At 37.4% G+C, this 15,548-nt stretch carries 15 protein-coding genes; 6 read left to right on the top strand and 9 right to left on the bottom strand.

What is annotated here, in order from left to right; translation table 11 throughout:
- Positions 1-3: 3 nt before the first annotated feature.
- From purF to purE, 7 genes are read right to left on the bottom strand one after another with little or no spacing between them, the layout of a single operon-like run.
- Positions 4-1,425, bottom strand: coding sequence for an amidophosphoribosyltransferase (purF, locus tag ACFCT9_RS00960; protein ID WP_412520083.1), 1,422 nt, complete (start codon positions 1,423-1,425; stop codon positions 4-6).
- Positions 1,404-3,593 carry a phosphoribosylformylglycinamidine synthase subunit PurL gene (gene purL / locus ACFCT9_RS00955; protein WP_412520082.1) on the bottom strand — a complete coding sequence of 730 codons (2,190 nt, stop codon included), beginning with the start codon at positions 3,591-3,593 and terminating at the stop codon, positions 1,404-1,406. Before purL ends, purF begins: the two co-directional genes overlap by 22 nt.
- Positions 3,586-4,257 carry a phosphoribosylformylglycinamidine synthase subunit PurQ gene (gene purQ, locus ACFCT9_RS00950; protein WP_412520080.1) on the bottom strand — a complete coding sequence of 224 codons (672 nt, stop codon included), beginning with the start codon at positions 4,255-4,257 and terminating at the stop codon, positions 3,586-3,588. Before purQ ends, purL begins: the two co-directional genes overlap by 8 nt.
- Positions 4,257-4,517, bottom strand: coding sequence for a phosphoribosylformylglycinamidine synthase subunit PurS (purS, locus tag ACFCT9_RS00945; RefSeq protein WP_002480497.1), 261 nt, complete (start codon positions 4,515-4,517; stop codon positions 4,257-4,259). The genes purQ and purS overlap by 1 nt, the downstream gene beginning before the upstream one ends.
- Positions 4,517-5,221: a phosphoribosylaminoimidazolesuccinocarboxamide synthase gene (purC, locus tag ACFCT9_RS00940; RefSeq protein ID WP_412520078.1), complete on the bottom strand. Its 705-nt coding sequence runs from the start codon at positions 5,219-5,221 to the stop codon at positions 4,517-4,519. Before purC ends, purS begins: the two co-directional genes overlap by 1 nt.
- Positions 5,221-6,348: a 5-(carboxyamino)imidazole ribonucleotide synthase gene (gene purK / locus ACFCT9_RS00935; protein WP_412520076.1), complete on the bottom strand. Its 1,128-nt coding sequence runs from the start codon at positions 6,346-6,348 to the stop codon at positions 5,221-5,223. The genes purC and purK overlap by 1 nt, the downstream gene beginning before the upstream one ends.
- Positions 6,335-6,817, bottom strand: coding sequence for a 5-(carboxyamino)imidazole ribonucleotide mutase (gene purE, locus ACFCT9_RS00930; protein WP_412520074.1), 483 nt, complete (start codon positions 6,815-6,817; stop codon positions 6,335-6,337). Before purE ends, purK begins: the two co-directional genes overlap by 14 nt.
- A gap of 207 nt (positions 6,818-7,024) precedes the next feature.
- Between purE and folD the strand changes: the two genes are divergently transcribed.
- Positions 7,025-7,882, top strand: a complete 858-nt coding sequence (gene folD, locus ACFCT9_RS00925) for a bifunctional methylenetetrahydrofolate dehydrogenase/methenyltetrahydrofolate cyclohydrolase FolD (protein ID WP_412520072.1) — start codon at positions 7,025-7,027, stop codon at positions 7,880-7,882.
- 136 nt (positions 7,883-8,018) lie between these two features.
- Here folD and ACFCT9_RS00920 read toward each other — a convergent pair whose 3' ends face one another.
- Positions 8,019-9,095 carry a M42 family metallopeptidase gene (locus ACFCT9_RS00920; RefSeq protein WP_412520070.1) on the bottom strand — a complete coding sequence of 359 codons (1,077 nt, stop codon included), beginning with the start codon at positions 9,093-9,095 and terminating at the stop codon, positions 8,019-8,021.
- 157 nt (positions 9,096-9,252) lie between these two features.
- A complete protein-coding gene (locus tag ACFCT9_RS00915) occupies positions 9,253-10,401 on the bottom strand; it encodes a globin domain-containing protein (protein ID WP_412520069.1) in 1,149 nt (382 codons plus the stop codon).
- 542 nt (positions 10,402-10,943) lie between these two features.
- Between ACFCT9_RS00915 and ACFCT9_RS00910 the strand changes: the two genes are divergently transcribed.
- The 5 genes from ACFCT9_RS00910 (at position 10,944) to qoxD (ending at position 15,538) form a co-directional block, all read left to right on the top strand.
- On the top strand, positions 10,944-11,261 hold the full coding sequence (locus ACFCT9_RS00910; protein WP_412520068.1) for a DUF5011 domain-containing protein: 318 nt from the start codon (positions 10,944-10,946) through the stop codon (positions 11,259-11,261).
- A gap of 300 nt (positions 11,262-11,561) precedes the next feature.
- Positions 11,562-12,674 (top strand): cytochrome aa3 quinol oxidase subunit II, encoded by a 1,113-nt coding sequence (gene qoxA / locus ACFCT9_RS00905; RefSeq protein WP_412520066.1) that lies wholly within the window; start codon positions 11,562-11,564, stop codon positions 12,672-12,674.
- Positions 12,674-14,656 carry a cytochrome aa3 quinol oxidase subunit I gene (qoxB, locus tag ACFCT9_RS00900; RefSeq protein ID WP_412520064.1) on the top strand — a complete coding sequence of 661 codons (1,983 nt, stop codon included), beginning with the start codon at positions 12,674-12,676 and terminating at the stop codon, positions 14,654-14,656. Before qoxA ends, qoxB begins: the two co-directional genes overlap by 1 nt.
- Positions 14,649-15,251, top strand: a complete 603-nt coding sequence (gene qoxC / locus ACFCT9_RS00895; RefSeq protein ID WP_412520063.1) for a cytochrome aa3 quinol oxidase subunit III — start codon at positions 14,649-14,651, stop codon at positions 15,249-15,251. Before qoxB ends, qoxC begins: the two co-directional genes overlap by 8 nt.
- A complete protein-coding gene (gene qoxD / locus ACFCT9_RS00890; RefSeq protein WP_070848692.1) occupies positions 15,248-15,538 on the top strand; it encodes a cytochrome aa3 quinol oxidase subunit IV in 291 nt (96 codons plus the stop codon). The genes qoxC and qoxD overlap by 4 nt, the downstream gene beginning before the upstream one ends.
- Positions 15,539-15,548 lie beyond the last annotated feature (10 nt).

The raw sequence follows: 15,548 nt of genomic DNA, 5'->3' as shown, positions 1-15,548 counted from the left end.
GCTTTACACTCCTCTTCTTTTAAGTTCTTTAACTTCTGGTAATTGATGATCTACAATTTCAATTGGATAATTGCCTGTAAAGCAAGCGTCACACTCGCCTTTTGAGTCAAATTCTTTAAACACTTCATGCATGCCTTCAACAGATAAATATGTTAATGAGTCTGCACCGATCATGTCTTTGATTTCATCGACACTATGTTGTGCTGCCATTAATTCTGCATGTGTAGATACATCGATACCGTAATAACATGGATCCACTAATGGTGGTGAAGAAATACCCATATGTACTTCTTTCGCACCTGCAGATTTTAAAGCTTTCACAATATATTTACTTGTCGTACCACGCACAATAGAGTCATCAATGACAACGACACGTTTGCCTTCAATGACGTCTCTGATTGGTGAATGTTTCATACGTACTTGTTTTTCACGGACACTTTGATCTGGCGTGATAAACGTACGGCCGATATAACGGTTTTTAAGTAAACATTGTTCATTTGGAATGCCTGTATATTCAGAGAAACCTTTAGCAGCTTGTAAAGATGAATCCGGAACACCGATAACAATATCAGCATCAATGCCCATCTCGCTTGCTAGTTTCTTACCTAAGGCTTTACGCACATTATAGATAGAGTGCTTATGGAACTCTGAATCAGGACGTGCAAAGTAAACATATTCCATTGAACACATATTATGATGAATTTGATTGGTATACGTATCATAATCGATATCTTGATCACCGCTGAATGTGATTAATTCACCCGGTTCAATATCACGAATGTATGTTGCGCCAATTGCTTGGAATGCACATGTTTCACTTGCAACACAATACGCACCATCCACTTCACCTAACATTAATGGACGTACGCCATTATTATCTCTAACCGCAGCAAGTTGTTTCGTATTCAACATTACACAGCTGAAAGCACCTTTGACTTGGTTCAACGCTGCTTTTTGGTTTGATTTAATATTTGGAGATTTGCCTCTAATAAGTAAATGCGCTAATACTTCTGAATCACTTGTCGTTTGGAACACACTGCCTTCAGATTCTAAAGCCTTACGAATTTGAACAGCATTCGTTAAGTTACCATTATGCGCAAGTCCTAAATCACCTTTTGAGTGTTTAAATAAGAACGGCTGCACATTGGCAATTTCACTCGCACCTGTTGTCGCATAACGTACATGCCCAATTGCATGTTGATAGCCTTGTAGTGATTCTAATTGTGCATCTGATATCGCTTCAGTTAATAAACCCATGCCGCGTGCCCCAAACAGCGATTCGCCGTTTGAGCACACAATACCAGCACCTTCTTGTCCACGGTGTTGCAAACTATGCAATGCCATGTAAGTTAAAGTTGCCGCATGGGGGTGATTCCAAATTCCAAAGACTCCACATTCTTCATTTAATCCGCGGATGTCATACATTGAGGAATTGCTCCTTCCCACATTTCGTTTAACGTCGACACGTTTTCTTCTACAGTAGTTTGACCATTTGATACTTTGAACTTGCCATCCTCAGTGATTGTTCCGATTTCTTGTGCATTAGGAATATCTAATGATTGTCCTGCTTTCACTGCAACAATATAACGTCCTTGTGATTCACTGAATAATTGTGCATCAGTTACGTCTAATGTTGCATCTACACCTAAACCGTAGTGTGCACTGATTCTAGCTAATGAAATCAATAAGCCGCCTTTACCGACAGTTTGTACATGTGATGCTTTGCCGCTTCTGATTGCCGCTTTGATTTGTTCGCCTTTTTCAACTTCGTTTGATAAGTCAAGTGCTTCTGATTCGTGGTTGACTTTACCATATAATAATTTTTCAATTTGGCTGCCGCCGAAGTCATCGCGTGTTTCACCCACAACATATAATTTGTCGCCTGCATGTGGATGGAAATCATTTAAGTAATCGATATCTTCGATTAAGCCGACCATACCTACAACTGGTGTTGGGAAGATTGAAGTACCTTTAGTTTCGTTATAAAGTGAAACGTTACCTGAAACAACTGGTGTTTTCAACACTTCACATGCTTCTGCCATACCTTTTGTAGAGTCAGTTAATTGTTGATAGATTTCTTTTTTCTCTGGTGAACCATAGTTCAAGCAGTCAGTCATTGCAAGTGGTGTTGCACCAACAGCAATTAAGTTGCGGTAGGCTTCAGCAACGACCATTTTACCGCCTTCGTATGGTTGGTTGAATACATAACGTGCTTCACCGTCGATTGTTGAAGCAACCGCTTTGTTTGTACCCTCAACACGTACTACAGAGGCTTGTAAACCAGGTTTAATTACTGTGTTTGCACCTACTTGTTGATCGTATTGTTCGTATAAATAACGTTTAGATGCAATAGTTGGGTGTGTCAATAATTTATGGAATACATCTTTCACATCTACATTGCTGTAGTCGTTTTTAGATGTATTATATTCTTTTGCTTCACCTTCTAAGATATAAACAGGCGCTTCATCTGCTAATGGTTCTACAGGAATATCAGCATAAACTTCACCATCGTAAGTTAATACGAAACGATCTGTATCCGTAACTTCACCAATAATAGCACTGTCTAATTCACGTTTATCGAATAAGTCTAAGAATTTTTGTTCTGTACCTTTTTCAACTACAAGCAACATACGTTCTTGTGTTTCTGAAAGCATCATTTCATATGGAGAGATACCTTCTTCACGTACTGGAACTTGTTCTAAGCGCATGTGTAAACCACTGCCGCCTTTTGCTGCCATTTCTGAAGAAGATGATGTTAAACCAGCTGCACCCATATCTTGGATACCGACTAATTCTGGGTAAGTGATGGCTTCAAGTGTCGCTTCCATCAATTTTTTACCTACGAATGGGTCACCGATTTGTACTGAAGGACGTTTGCTTTCGCTTTCTTCACTTAATTCTTCTGATGCGAATGTTGCACCATGGATACCGTCTCGGCCTGTTTTTAAGCCAACATAAATGACTGAGTTGCCAACACCTTTCGCAGTACCTTTTTGAATTTTGTCATGATCAATGATACCCACGCACATTGCGTTAACTAATGGGTTGCCATCATAACGTTCATCAAATTCAATTTCACCAGCAGTTGTTGGAATACCGATACAGTTACCATATCCGCCGATACCCGCTACAACGCCGCGTAATAATGTACGGTTTTGGATTTCGTCTAATTCACCAAAACGTAAGCTGTTTAATAAGTTGATTGGACGTGCACCGATTGACACGATGTCACGAATGATACCGCCGACACCTGTTGCTGCACCTTGGTAAGGTTCAATCGCAGATGGGTGGTTATGTGATTCAACTTTGAATACAACCGCTTGGTTATCACCGATATCTACAACACCAGCACCTTCACCAGGTCCCATTAAGACATGTTCCCCTGTTGTCGGGAATTGTTTCAAGAATGGTTTAGAGTGTTTGTATGAACAGTGTTCACTCCACATTACAGAGAAAATACCAATTTCAGTAAAGTTTGGTTGACGACCTAAAATGTCAACTACTTTATCATATTCAGCATCTGTTAATCCCATATCACGGTATAAATGTTCTGATTTAATTTCTTCAATACTTGGTTCAATAAACTTAGGCATTTTGTTCCCTCCAACTATTTACCATTGACTCAAATAATTTCACGCCATCGTCTGTTCCTAAAATTGATTCTAATGCACGTTCTGGGTGAGGCATCATACCGCACACATTACCTTTTTCGTTCACAATACCAGCGATATCGTCATAAGAACCATTAGGGTTATCTGCATATTTCAAGATAATTTGATTATTAGCTTCTAAAGCTTCGTACATTTCTTTTGTGCAATAGTAGTTACCTTCACCATGTGCTACTGGATATACTACTGTTTCACCTTCAGCATATGCTTTTGTGAAAGGTGTGTTATTATTGACAACTTTCAACGCTTCATTACGGCTGACGAACAAGTGTGAATCGTTGTGTAATAATGCGCCTGGTAATAAACCGATTTCTGTTAAGATTTGGAATCCGTTACAAACACCTAATACAGGTTTGCCTTCATCTGCAAAACGTTTAACTTCTTTGATAACCGGTGCAACACTTGCCATCGCACCTGAACGTAAGTAGTCACCAAAAGAGAAGCCTCCAGGAATTAATACGCCGTCAAATCCTTCTAAAGATGTCACACGGTAATCAACATACTCTGCGTCTACACCTGTTTTCAAAGCTGCGTTCAGCATATCTCTGTCACAGTTTGATCCAGGGAATACAAGTACTGCGAATTTCATTATGCATTCTCCTTTTCGTCAACTACTTTATAGCTGTACTCTTCAATGACTGTGTTAGCAAATAATTTCTCACTTAATGTTGTAACGATATTATGAACCGCTTCATCTGTTGCTTCGTCCACTGTCATGTATAGTAATTTACCTACACGGATATCATTTACTTGGTTGTAGCCTAAGTCATGTACGGCACGGTTAAGTGCTTGTCCTTGTGTATCTAATACCTGTGGTTGTAATGTGATGTGCAATTCGATAGTTTTCATTATTTAAGATCCTCCAGTTTATTTAAGAAAGTTTGATATGTTTCGATAATTGAACCGCGGTCTTCACGGTATACGTCTTTGTCAAAGTTAGTGTCACTGTCTTTTTCCCAAATACGGCAAGTATCTGGAGAAATTTCATCTGCTAAAAGAATTTGACCCTCTTTTGTGCGGCCGAATTCCACTTTGAAATCAACTAAACGCAAGTTGATGCTGTCTAGCAATTCAACTAATGCGCGATTGACTTCTAATACCATTTGTTTTAATTGTTCAATTTCATCATGTGTTGCGATGTGTAATAATTTCACATGGTCTTCTGTTACTAAAGGGTCATTTAAATCATCATTTTTATAGAAAAATTCTACAAGCGGTTTTTCAAATTCACGGCCTTTGTCAAAACATAAACGTCTTGTGATAGAACCCGCCGCAATATTACGTTCGACCACTTCCAATGGAATAATTTCTACTGCTTGAACCAATTGTTCAGTTTCAGATGTTTGTTTAATAAAATGGCTGTTAATGCCTTTTTCTTTAAGGTGTTCAAAAATGATAGAAGTGATTTTGTTGTTTAAACGTCCTTTGCCGTCAATGTGGTCTTTTTTTGCACCGTTGCCGGCAGTCACTTCATCTTTGTATTCCACACGTAATACGCCGTCTTCGTCTGTTGAGAAAATTCGTTTCGCTTTACCTTCGTATAATAATGACATTATTTTGCTCCTCCTCTAAAGGTTGCCAACATGTCTTGTTCAGTTTTATCAATGTCATCAGTTAAAACTGTCATGTGACCCATTTTTCGTGCTGGTTTTCTAGATGCTTTGCCATAAATATGAACGTGCCATTCAGGATGATCACCGAAGTCATCTTCGAGTAAATCTAAATCTTTGCCAAGCAAGTTCATCATGACAGCGGGTTTTAAAATTTCAATGCGTTCTGGTAATTTTTGGCCAGTGACTGCAAGGATGTGTGTATCAAATTGTGAAAAGTCACAAGCTTCAATAGAATAATGGCCAGAATTGTGAGGTCTTGGTGCAATTTCGTTTACATAGAGATGGTTATCTTTATCGATAAAGAACTCTACTGTAAAGGTACCCACAAAATGCACTTTTTCTTTAATCTTATCTACTTCTGTGCGCGCTTCTGCTTCTTTATCAGAACGTGCAGGCACGATTGTTTTAAATAAGACTTGGTTGCGATGTTCGTTTTCTTGTAATGGGAAATAAACGATTTGACCGCCATTTCCGATTGTTACAGTTAATGACACTTCTTTATAAAGGTCTAAGAACTTTTCAGCGACACATTCTTGTACTTCGATTAATGATTCAGCTTCTGCTAAATCTTCTTTAGAACGTACAAGCACTTGACCTTTTCCGTCATAACCGCCGAAACGTGTTTTCACCATAAATGGATAACCTAATTTTTCAACAGCATGCTCTAAATCTTCAGCATTTGTAATTTGTGCATACGGTACGATTTTTGTACCTGCTGATTCAAGCGTTTGTTTTTCTGTTAAACGGTCTTGCAATAAATGAATGGCTTGATAGCCTTGAGGAACATTAAATTCTTTTGTGAGTGTTTCTAATTGATCTGCAGCAATGTTTTCAAATTCATATGTTACAACATCAGAAGCTTCACCAAGTTGTCTTAATGCATCTAGGTCATCGTAAGCTGCATTAATAAATTCATGTGCTACATATTGACATGGTGCTTCTTTGTCCGGATCTAAAACAATGACTCTAAAGCCCATTTTTTGAGCGGATTGCGCCATCATTTTACCAAGTTGTCCGCCGCCAATAATACCGACAGTTGATCCAAACTTTAATTTACTGAAGTTCACTTTGCATCTCTCCTACTTTATCTACTAGTGATTGTTGATAAGCTTCTAACTTTTCTCTCACTTCATCGCTTTGAATACTTAAGATTCTCGCTGCAAGGATTCCAGCATTTTTCGCTCCTGCTTTACCAATTGCAGTTGTCGCAACTGGAATTCCGCCAGGCATTTGGACGATTGAAAGTAATGAATCTAATCCTTTCAAACTCTTAGATTCAATCGGAACGCCGATGACTGGTAATGTCGTCATTGATGCAACCATACCAGGCAAGTGTGCGGCACCGCCTGCACCTGCAATAATTACGTCATACCCGTTTAATCTTGCTTCTGTCGCAAAATCAAACATTAGTTTTGGTGTACGATGAGCTGAAACTACTTTCTTATCGTACGGGATTCCAAATTGATCTAACATCTGACAACTTTCTGACATCATACCCCAGTCAGACGAGCTGCCCATAATAACTGCCACTTTCAAATTGAACACCCTTTCAATTATTTGAAATTTTAATCTAGTAAGTTGTATATTACAGATATAGCATAACAAATCAAGTCATGCTTTTTCAATCAAAAATCGAACTTTCACATGAAAATTCAATTAAAATTACGGATTTTAATGGTAAATTGTTGTTTTACACTTCAAAACGCCAATGAAAGTTCGAAAATTATTAGGAGGAATTTACACATGGTTGCAAAAATTTTAGATGGCAAACAAATTGCTAAAGATTATCGTCAAGGATTGCAAGATCAAGTTGAGGCGTTAAAAAAAGAGGGCTATACGCCAAAACTTTCTGTTATTCTTGTCGGTAACGACGGCGCAAGCATGAGCTATGTAAGATCAAAAAAGAAAGCTGCTGAAAAAATCGGCATGATTTCTGAAATCGTTCATTTAGAAGAAACAGCTACAGAAGAAGAAGTATTAAATGAATTAGAACGCTTAAACAACGATGACTCTGTGAGCGGAATTTTGGTTCAAGTACCACTTCCAAAACAAGTCAGCGAACAAAAAGTGCTAGAAACAATCAACCCAGCAAAAGACGTTGACGGTTTCAACCCAGCAAACATCGGTAAATTGTATATTGATGAACAAACATTCGTACCTTGTACACCACTTGGTATTATGGAATTATTGAAAAATGCAGATATTGATTTAGAAGGTAAAGAAGCAGTCGTTATCGGACGTTCACACATCGTTGGACAACCTGTTTCAAAATTATTACTTCAAGAAAATGCGACAGTTACAATTTTACACTCACGTTCAAAAGACATGAGCAAACACCTTAAAAATGCAGATGTTATTGTCAGCGCTGTAGGTCGTCCTGGTTTAGTAACTAAAGATGACGTTAAAGAAGGCGCAGTTGTCATCGATGTTGGTAACACACCAGATGAAAACGGCAAACTTAAAGGTGACGTTGAATACGACGAAGTAAAAGAAATCGCTGGCGCAATCACACCTGTACCAGGCGGTGTTGGCCCAATGACAATTACAATGGTGTTAAACAATACGTTATTAGCTGAAAAAATGCGCAGAGGCTTAAAATAAGACGCATATTTCAGTAAAGCTATACTGAGGGATATCTAATAAGAAAGCGGTCGGCTTGCTTACATGTGTAAGTAGATGCCGACCGCTCTTTTTTATACCGTTAATAATGAATTTGAAAGTACGAACAATCTTTAGATTACCAAATGATTTGTTCGATTGTATCATCATCTAATGTTTTGACGATTTCTGTCACTAACTCTACCGCTTTCAAATAATCTTGTTTATGCATGACAGAAACGTTTGAATGCATATATCTAAGTGGCACACCTACTACGATTGAAGGAATACCTTCGTGTGCTAAATGAATACTGCCGGCATCTGTACCGCCGCCTGGCGTTGTATCCCATTGAATGTCGATACCTTTGTCTTGCGCTACTTTTTTCACGTGTTTTCTGAAACCAGAGTGTCCGATTGCTGTGGCATCCATTAATACAACTAATGGGCCTTGGCCTAGCTCAGCTTCATGGTCTCCACCGGCCATCCCTGGTGTGTCATAAGCAACACCAACATCTACAGCGATTGCTAGATCAGGTTTAATTTTATTTGCGGCTACTTTCGCACCACGTAAACCGACTTCTTCTTGAACTGTCGCACCAGATACTAAATTGACTTGAATTGAATCGTCTTTAAGGTTATTTAAAGTATCTACCGCAAGTGCACAACCGAAGCGATTATCAAATGCTTTTGCTGTTAAGTAATTTTCATTTCCTAATACTTCAAATTCCGAATAAGGTGTAACCATGTCACCAATATCGATGCCTAGTTTTTCCGCTTCTTCTTTCGATGCTACCCCAACATCAATAAACATATCTTTAATATCGATTGGTGTTTTACGCTGTTCTGGCGTTAAAACATGCGGAGGTTTAGAACCAATAATTCCTCTGATTTCTTTATCATCATCAGTTGTTACTGTCACTTTTTGAGACAACATAACTTGGTTCCACCAACCACCGACAGGTGTGAATTTTAAATAACCGTTGTCATCGATTTTAGTCACCATAAAGCCGACTTCATCTAAATGACCCGCAAGCATTAATGTTTTTGACCCATTGCTTGCTTTTTTCTTACCGAAGATGCCACCTAAGTTATCTTCTACAAGTTCATCCGAAACGGGCGCTAAGTAATCTTTCATCAATTGTTTTACTTTGTATTCATGACCAGCAATCCCGTTCACGTCTGTTAAGTCTTTTAATAATTTCACTGTTTTATCCATAAATGTATCCCCTTTCTTTTTTATTATCATATCAATATTTAATACTTGTGCACACTTTTTATGTTTTATTTCAATTCCAAACAAAAAGAAGCTGTTCCCTCCGAAAGTTCGGAAAGAACAACTTCTTCTATTTGTACAAATTTATTTTCAGTTAAAATTAAACATCTACACTTAAACGTGGAATGAATGTTTCGAAATGAATTTGTGATTTATCTAAACCTAATTCATATAATTCATTAACGATTGATTTCAAGAATGAAATACCGCCACATACATAAACTTCCGTATCTTCAGTGACATATTGTTTTAAATCTTCTTGTGTAATATAACCATTCGCTTCACGATCATGAATTTCATAAGTGACATTTTCATTTTCTGCAGCATCGTTAGCTAAACGTTGTGCAAATGGTACATCGTTAACATCTGTTGCATTGTGAAGGAATTGAATGTTTGGTACACCAACTTCAATTGCTTTTTCATACATTGATACTAATGGTGTGACACCAATACCAGATGCTAAGAATAATTGATTTTTGTCAGTGTTGTGCAATCTGAATGCACCAACTGGCGCTGTTAAGTTGATATCATCTCCAACTTTCACTTCATCATGCAAGACAGTTGAAACTTCACCTTCACTATTTTCAGAAACATCACGTTTTACAGCGAATGTTAACGTATCTTCATCTCCGCCAACGATTGAATAGTGACGTTTTGCTCTGTATGGTAATTTATCGCTTGAAACATCAACTGTAATATATTGACCTGCTTCAAAGTTGCGTAAATCATATTTATCTGAAGAAACTGTGAATGCTTTAATATCTGATGCGACATTTTCAATGTTTGTCACAGTAAATGGTTGGAAACCATCCCATAACATATCAGCATACATATCTTTCTCTACTTGAATGAATACGTCTGCAATTTCCCAGTATGCGTTAATCCAAGCTTGGATAATTGGATCTTCTTCTTTTAAATCTAATACGTGCATAATTGCTGCGATTAAGTTTTCACCAACAATTTTGTATCCTGATTCAGGTACTTCTAATGCAACGTGTTTGTAAGCAATCTCTTTAACTACAGGCATAATTGCACCTAAATGTTCAATGTTTGCAGCTGCAGCTAAAACTGTTTGAGCTAAGGCTGTGGATTGCAAACCTTTTTTCTGGTTGGTTTGGTTGAACATATTGCGTAATTCTGGGTGTTCATTGAACATTCTATTATAGAAGAATGACGTAATTTCCACACCTTTTTCTTGAAGAACTGGTACTGTTTGTTTAATAATATCCATATCTTTTTCAGATAACATTTAACTTCACTCCCTCTTCGACTCAAATTCATCATAATACGTTTTTGACGAAATTAAAACAATTAAGAATTCAGTTCACATAATAGACAATTTTAAAGCAACTCATTTCAAATACTTTTCACAATTTTAAATAGACAATATGACAAAGTTTAAACGTTTTATAATTATTGCTATTTAGAAAGTACATAACAGCTGCGCGGGACTCAAAATCCCGCTCCTTTAATGAAATATGTATACGTATTCCTTCATTCCATGTTTTTTAATATTTCGCTTTTCCCTCCTAATGATAGTAGATATTTAATTATTGGTGGTTTTTTCGCTAAATATTTGACAAATGAGAAAACTTAACGTTATTTTAATCTGATTTTCATAATTATTCAGTAAAATTGGTCTTGTGATAAAGGATACGTCCATAGTAGGATGTAATAAAGTACGAAACACGATATATTGAACCTAATACAAAATTCAAGCGCTCAATGCGTAATTGATTTACTTAATTATGAAGCTTAATGATTAGCCATTGAATACGGAGGTCTAAACTAATGAACAAATTATTACAGTCACTTTCAGCACTTGGTGTTTCTGCGACACTTGTTACACCTAATTTAAATGCTGAAGCTACAGATAACTCTGTACCAAAGCTTAAAGGTGTTGAAGATGCGATTATTCAAAAAGGCGAAAATTACAACTTACTGAACGGAATCAGTGCTTATGATAAAGAAGACGGCGATTTGACAGATCAAATCATCGTAAATGGTTATGTTGACACAAATAAAATCGGTAAATATAAAGTCGAATATCAAGTCATTGATTCAGATGGAGCGAAAGATATTTCTGAACGCTACATAGAAGTCAAGTAACTTGTCATTAAAAACTATTTTAAAATATTTAATTTGTATTTTTGTGCTAGCGCTTTCAATTCTTTAATTGATAAGCATTCTCAACTACAACGCCTTTTTTTGTGGTTTCAGGCATTTTTGTCAGTATTCACAAAATGGACACATAAATTTAACAAATCTGTGAAAGCCCGTCAGGCCTAGTGTCTGTAAGGCTTTCTTTATTTTTATGTAAAAAATTTGCTTATACCCACTTGTAAATATTGCATAATAAACTAAAATTATTGTTAAGCCCTACAATTGTAGTATTAGGAGGTCAATAAAGTGTCAAAAATTAAGTCTTTGCTTCTATTGTTTGGCTCACTGATTTTACTCAGTGGTTGTGAACATATGGAAGTACTTAACCCAAAAGGGCCAATGGCAAGCAGTTTAAAATGGCTGATTATTTATTCAATCATCTTTATGCTTGTTATTGTTGCGGTTGTATTTATTCTATTCGCAGTATTTGCTTATAAATACCGTTACACAAATACAACACAATCAGGTAAAGTACATCACAGTGCTTTATTAGAAACTATTTGGTTCACCGTACCATTTATTATCTTACTTGCTTTGGCTATTCCAACAGTCAAAACACTTTATGAGTACGATGCACCGCCTGCAAAAGACAAAGACCCTGTCGTCGTTTATGCAACAAGCGCAGGTTTCAAATGGTTCTTTGCTTATCCAGAGCAAAAAATTGAAACAGTGAATCACATCACGATTCCAAAAGATCGCCCAATTGTATTCAAGTTGCAATCTATGGATACAATGACAAGTTTCTGGATTCCACAACTTGGTGGTCAAAAATATGCAATGACTGCTATGACAATGGAATGGACATTAGAAGCTGACCAAGAAGGTACGTTCCGTGGACGTAACTCAAACTTCAATGGTGAAGGTTTCTCTCGTCAAACATTCCCAGTACATGCAGTTAGCAACTCAGAATTCAACAAATGGGTAGAAAAAGCTAAGAAAGAACCTAAACTTTCTCAAGATACTTTCGATAAACAATTACTACCTACAACTAAGAATGAAGAGTTGACATTCAGTGGTACTCACATGGACTTTGTAGATCCAGCTGCTGACCCTGATTACATCTTCTATGCTTACAAACGTTTCCATTACACACCTAAAGATCCAAACTTCTATGATGTAACTGAAGGCGTATTAAGCGAACCAGATTCAAAATATCCTGCTCGTAAATCTCAAATTACAAATGCTATGTATAAGAGACACGGTATGGATGCTATGATCTTACCAAACGACAAACCATATAATAATGAATTCAAGAAAGAAGAATCTCATAATATGGACGAAATGGAAAAAGCTCAAAAAGGCGCTAAAGATGAAAAAGCTGAAGAGCTTCACAAGAAAAATCATGGAGGTGAACATTAATGAATTTCCCATGGCATGAATTACTCGTTCATGGTAACTGGATGATCACAATGGCACAAATTGGTGCGCCATTCTTAGTTATCGGGGTAATCGCAGTAATCACGTACTTTAAGTTATGGAAATATCTATACAGAGAGTGGTTTACTACAGTCGACCACAAAAAAATCGGATTAATGTATCTGATTTGTGCTGTATTAATGTTCGTCCGTGGTGGTATTGATGCAATTTTAATTCGTACGCAATTAACAATTCCGAACAACCCGTTCTTGGAATCAAACCACTATAACGAAATCTTTACAACACACGGTGTTATCATGATTATCTTCATGGCAATGCCATTCATTTTCGGATTATGGAACGTAGTTGTACCTTTACAAATCGGTGCACGCGACGTTGCATTCCCAGTAATGAACAACATTAGCTTCTGGTTATTCTTCGGAGCAATGTTACTATTCAACATGTCATTCATCATTGGTGGTTCACCTGCTGCAGGTTGGACAAACTACGCACCACTTGCTAACGAGTTCAGTCCAGGACCTGGTGTTAACTACTACCTATTAGCTATTCAGCTTTCAGGTATTGGTACATTAATGACAGGTATTAACTTCTTCGTAACAATCTTACGAATGAAAACACCAACTATGAAATTTATGGAAATGCCAATGTTCACAGTAACAACTTTCGTTACAGCATTGATTGTTATCCTAGTATTCCCTGTATTCACAGTTACATTAGCATTGATGACAATTGACCGTATCTTCGGTACTCAATTCTTCACAGTTGTTAATGGTGGTATGCCAATGCTTTGGGCTAACTTCTTCTGGGTTTGGGGGCACCCTGAGGTTTACATCGTTGTCCTTCCAGCATTCGGTATTTTCTCAGACGTTATTTCAACGTTTGCACGTAAACACTTATTCGGTCATAAGAGTATGATCTGGGCAACATCAGCAATCGCATTCTTGAGTTTCTTAGTATGGGTTCACCATTTCTTCACTATGGGTAATGGTCCTTTAATCAACTCATTCTTCTCAATCTCAACAATGTTAATCGCTGTGCCTACCGGTGTTAAAATATTCAACTGGTTAGCTACGCTATACCAAGGTCGAATTTCATTCGAATCGCCAATGCTATTCTCATTAGCTTTCATCCCAACGTTCACAATCGGTGGGGTTACAGGGGTAATGTTAGCAATGGCATCAACAGACTATCAGTACCATAATACGTACTTCTTAGTAGCCCACTTCCACTACACATTAGTTTGTGGTGTTGTGTTCGCTTGTTTAGCAGCACTTATCTTCTGGTATCCTAAGATGATGGGTTACAAATTGAATGAACGCTTGAACATTCCTTTCTTCTGGTTATTCGTAATTGGATTTAACGTATGTTTCATGCCACAATTCATTCTTGGTTTAGATGGTATGCCACGTCGTTTATACACTTACATGCCATCAGATGGTTGGTTCATGTTAAACGTAATTTCTACAATCGGTGCACTATTAATGTCAGTCGGCTTCTTATTCTTAGTAGCTAACATTGTATACAGTCACCTTAAATCACCACGTATCGCTTCAGGCGACTCATGGGGTATCGGTCGTACGCTTGAGTGGACTACTGCTTCATCAATCCCACCAGTGTACAACTTCGCAATCACTCCAGATTGGGATGATTTAGACACATTTGTAGATATGAAAAAACAAGGTCGTCATTATTTAGATAACCATAATTATAAAGATATCCACATGCCGAACAACACACCAGTTGGTTTCTTCATGGCTATCTTCTTAACTGTTGGTTCATTCTTCTTAACTTTCGAAACTATCGTACCTGCAATTATCTGCTTAATCGGTACATTAGGTACAATGGTTTACAGAAGTTTCCAAGTCGACCATGGTTACTATATCCCAGCTTCTGAAGTAGCTGCTACTGAAGCAAAACTTCGCGAAGCTCGTGAAAAAGAACGGGAGGCTGAAAGTCATGCATGATACAAAAACAATTGATGCGCAATCGCATGAAGGTAATTTGAACAAGTTTGGCTTCTGGATCTTCCTAACAGCTGAATTCTCTTTATTCGGTACACTATTTGCGACGTTGCTTATCATGCAACACGGCGGTGATTACGCTGGTAAGTTAACAACTGATTTATTCGAAATGCCTTTAGTATTATTAATGACATTTGCGTTATTAATCAGTTCATATACATGTGGTATTTCAATTTATTACATGAGACAAGAAAAGCAAAAATTAATGATGATCTGGATGATTATCACATTATTGCTAGGTGTCTTATTCGTAGGTTTAGAAATTTACGAGTTCGCTCACTATGCACATGAAGGTGTAACACCAAAAATCGGTTCTTACTGGTCAAGTTTCTTCATCTTGTTAGGAACACACGGTGCCCACGTATCGTTGGGTATCGGTTGGGTCATTTGTCTATTAATCCAAGTTGCAAGACGTGGACTTAATAAAGACAATGCACCAAAATTATTTATCGTAAGTTTATACTGGCACTTCTTAGATGTTGTTTGGGTCTTCATCTTTACTGCAGTATACATGATAGGGATGGTGTATAGCGGATGAATACAATAGCAAAACATACAGTTGGCTTTATTGCCTCAATTGTCTTGACACTATTAGCAGTATACGTGACGATTTACACATCTTTAGCACTTAACGCTAAGATTACAATTATCTTTGGATTTGCTTTCATCCAAGCTGCCCTTCAATTATTAATGTTCATGCATTTAACTGAAGGTAAAGATGGACGTACGCAACTATTCAAAGTTATCTTCGCCATTATCATTACTCTAATTACTGTAATCGGTTCTTACTGGGTTATGGTCGGCGGACACAGTGCTCATATGTAATTCATTTTTA

It is taken from the genome of Staphylococcus simulans, from assembly GCF_047037175.1.
Taxonomy (GTDB): Bacteria; Bacillota; Bacilli; order Staphylococcales; family Staphylococcaceae; genus Staphylococcus; species Staphylococcus simulans_C.
This window is presented reverse-complemented; position numbering and strand designations above follow the sequence as displayed.

Coding starts and splice junctions, on each gene's coding strand:
- purF (WP_412520083.1), bottom strand. CDS start 1,425: ATGTATGACATCCGCGGATTAAATGAAGAATGTGGAGTCTTTGGAATT.
- qoxC (WP_412520063.1), top strand. CDS start 14,649: ATGCATGATACAAAAACAATTGATGCGCAATCGCATGAAGGTAATTTG.
- ACFCT9_RS00910 (WP_412520068.1), top strand. CDS start 10,944: ATGAACAAATTATTACAGTCACTTTCAGCACTTGGTGTTTCTGCGACA.
- purL (WP_412520082.1), bottom strand. CDS start 3,593: ATGCCTAAGTTTATTGAACCAAGTATTGAAGAAATTAAATCAGAACAT.
- purC (WP_412520078.1), bottom strand. CDS start 5,221: ATGTCATTATTATACGAAGGTAAAGCGAAACGAATTTTCTCAACAGAC.
- purQ (WP_412520080.1), bottom strand. CDS start 4,257: ATGAAATTCGCAGTACTTGTATTCCCTGGATCAAACTGTGACAGAGAT.
- qoxD (WP_070848692.1), top strand. CDS start 15,248: ATGAATACAATAGCAAAACATACAGTTGGCTTTATTGCCTCAATTGTC.
- ACFCT9_RS00920 (WP_412520070.1), bottom strand. CDS start 9,095: ATGGATAAAACAGTGAAATTATTAAAAGACTTAACAGACGTGAACGGG.
- qoxB (WP_412520064.1), top strand. CDS start 12,674: ATGAATTTCCCATGGCATGAATTACTCGTTCATGGTAACTGGATGATC.
- purS (WP_002480497.1), bottom strand. CDS start 4,517: ATGAAAACTATCGAATTGCACATCACATTACAACCACAGGTATTAGAT.
- folD (WP_412520072.1), top strand. CDS start 7,025: ATGGTTGCAAAAATTTTAGATGGCAAACAAATTGCTAAAGATTATCGT.
- ACFCT9_RS00915 (WP_412520069.1), bottom strand. CDS start 10,401: ATGTTATCTGAAAAAGATATGGATATTATTAAACAAACAGTACCAGTT.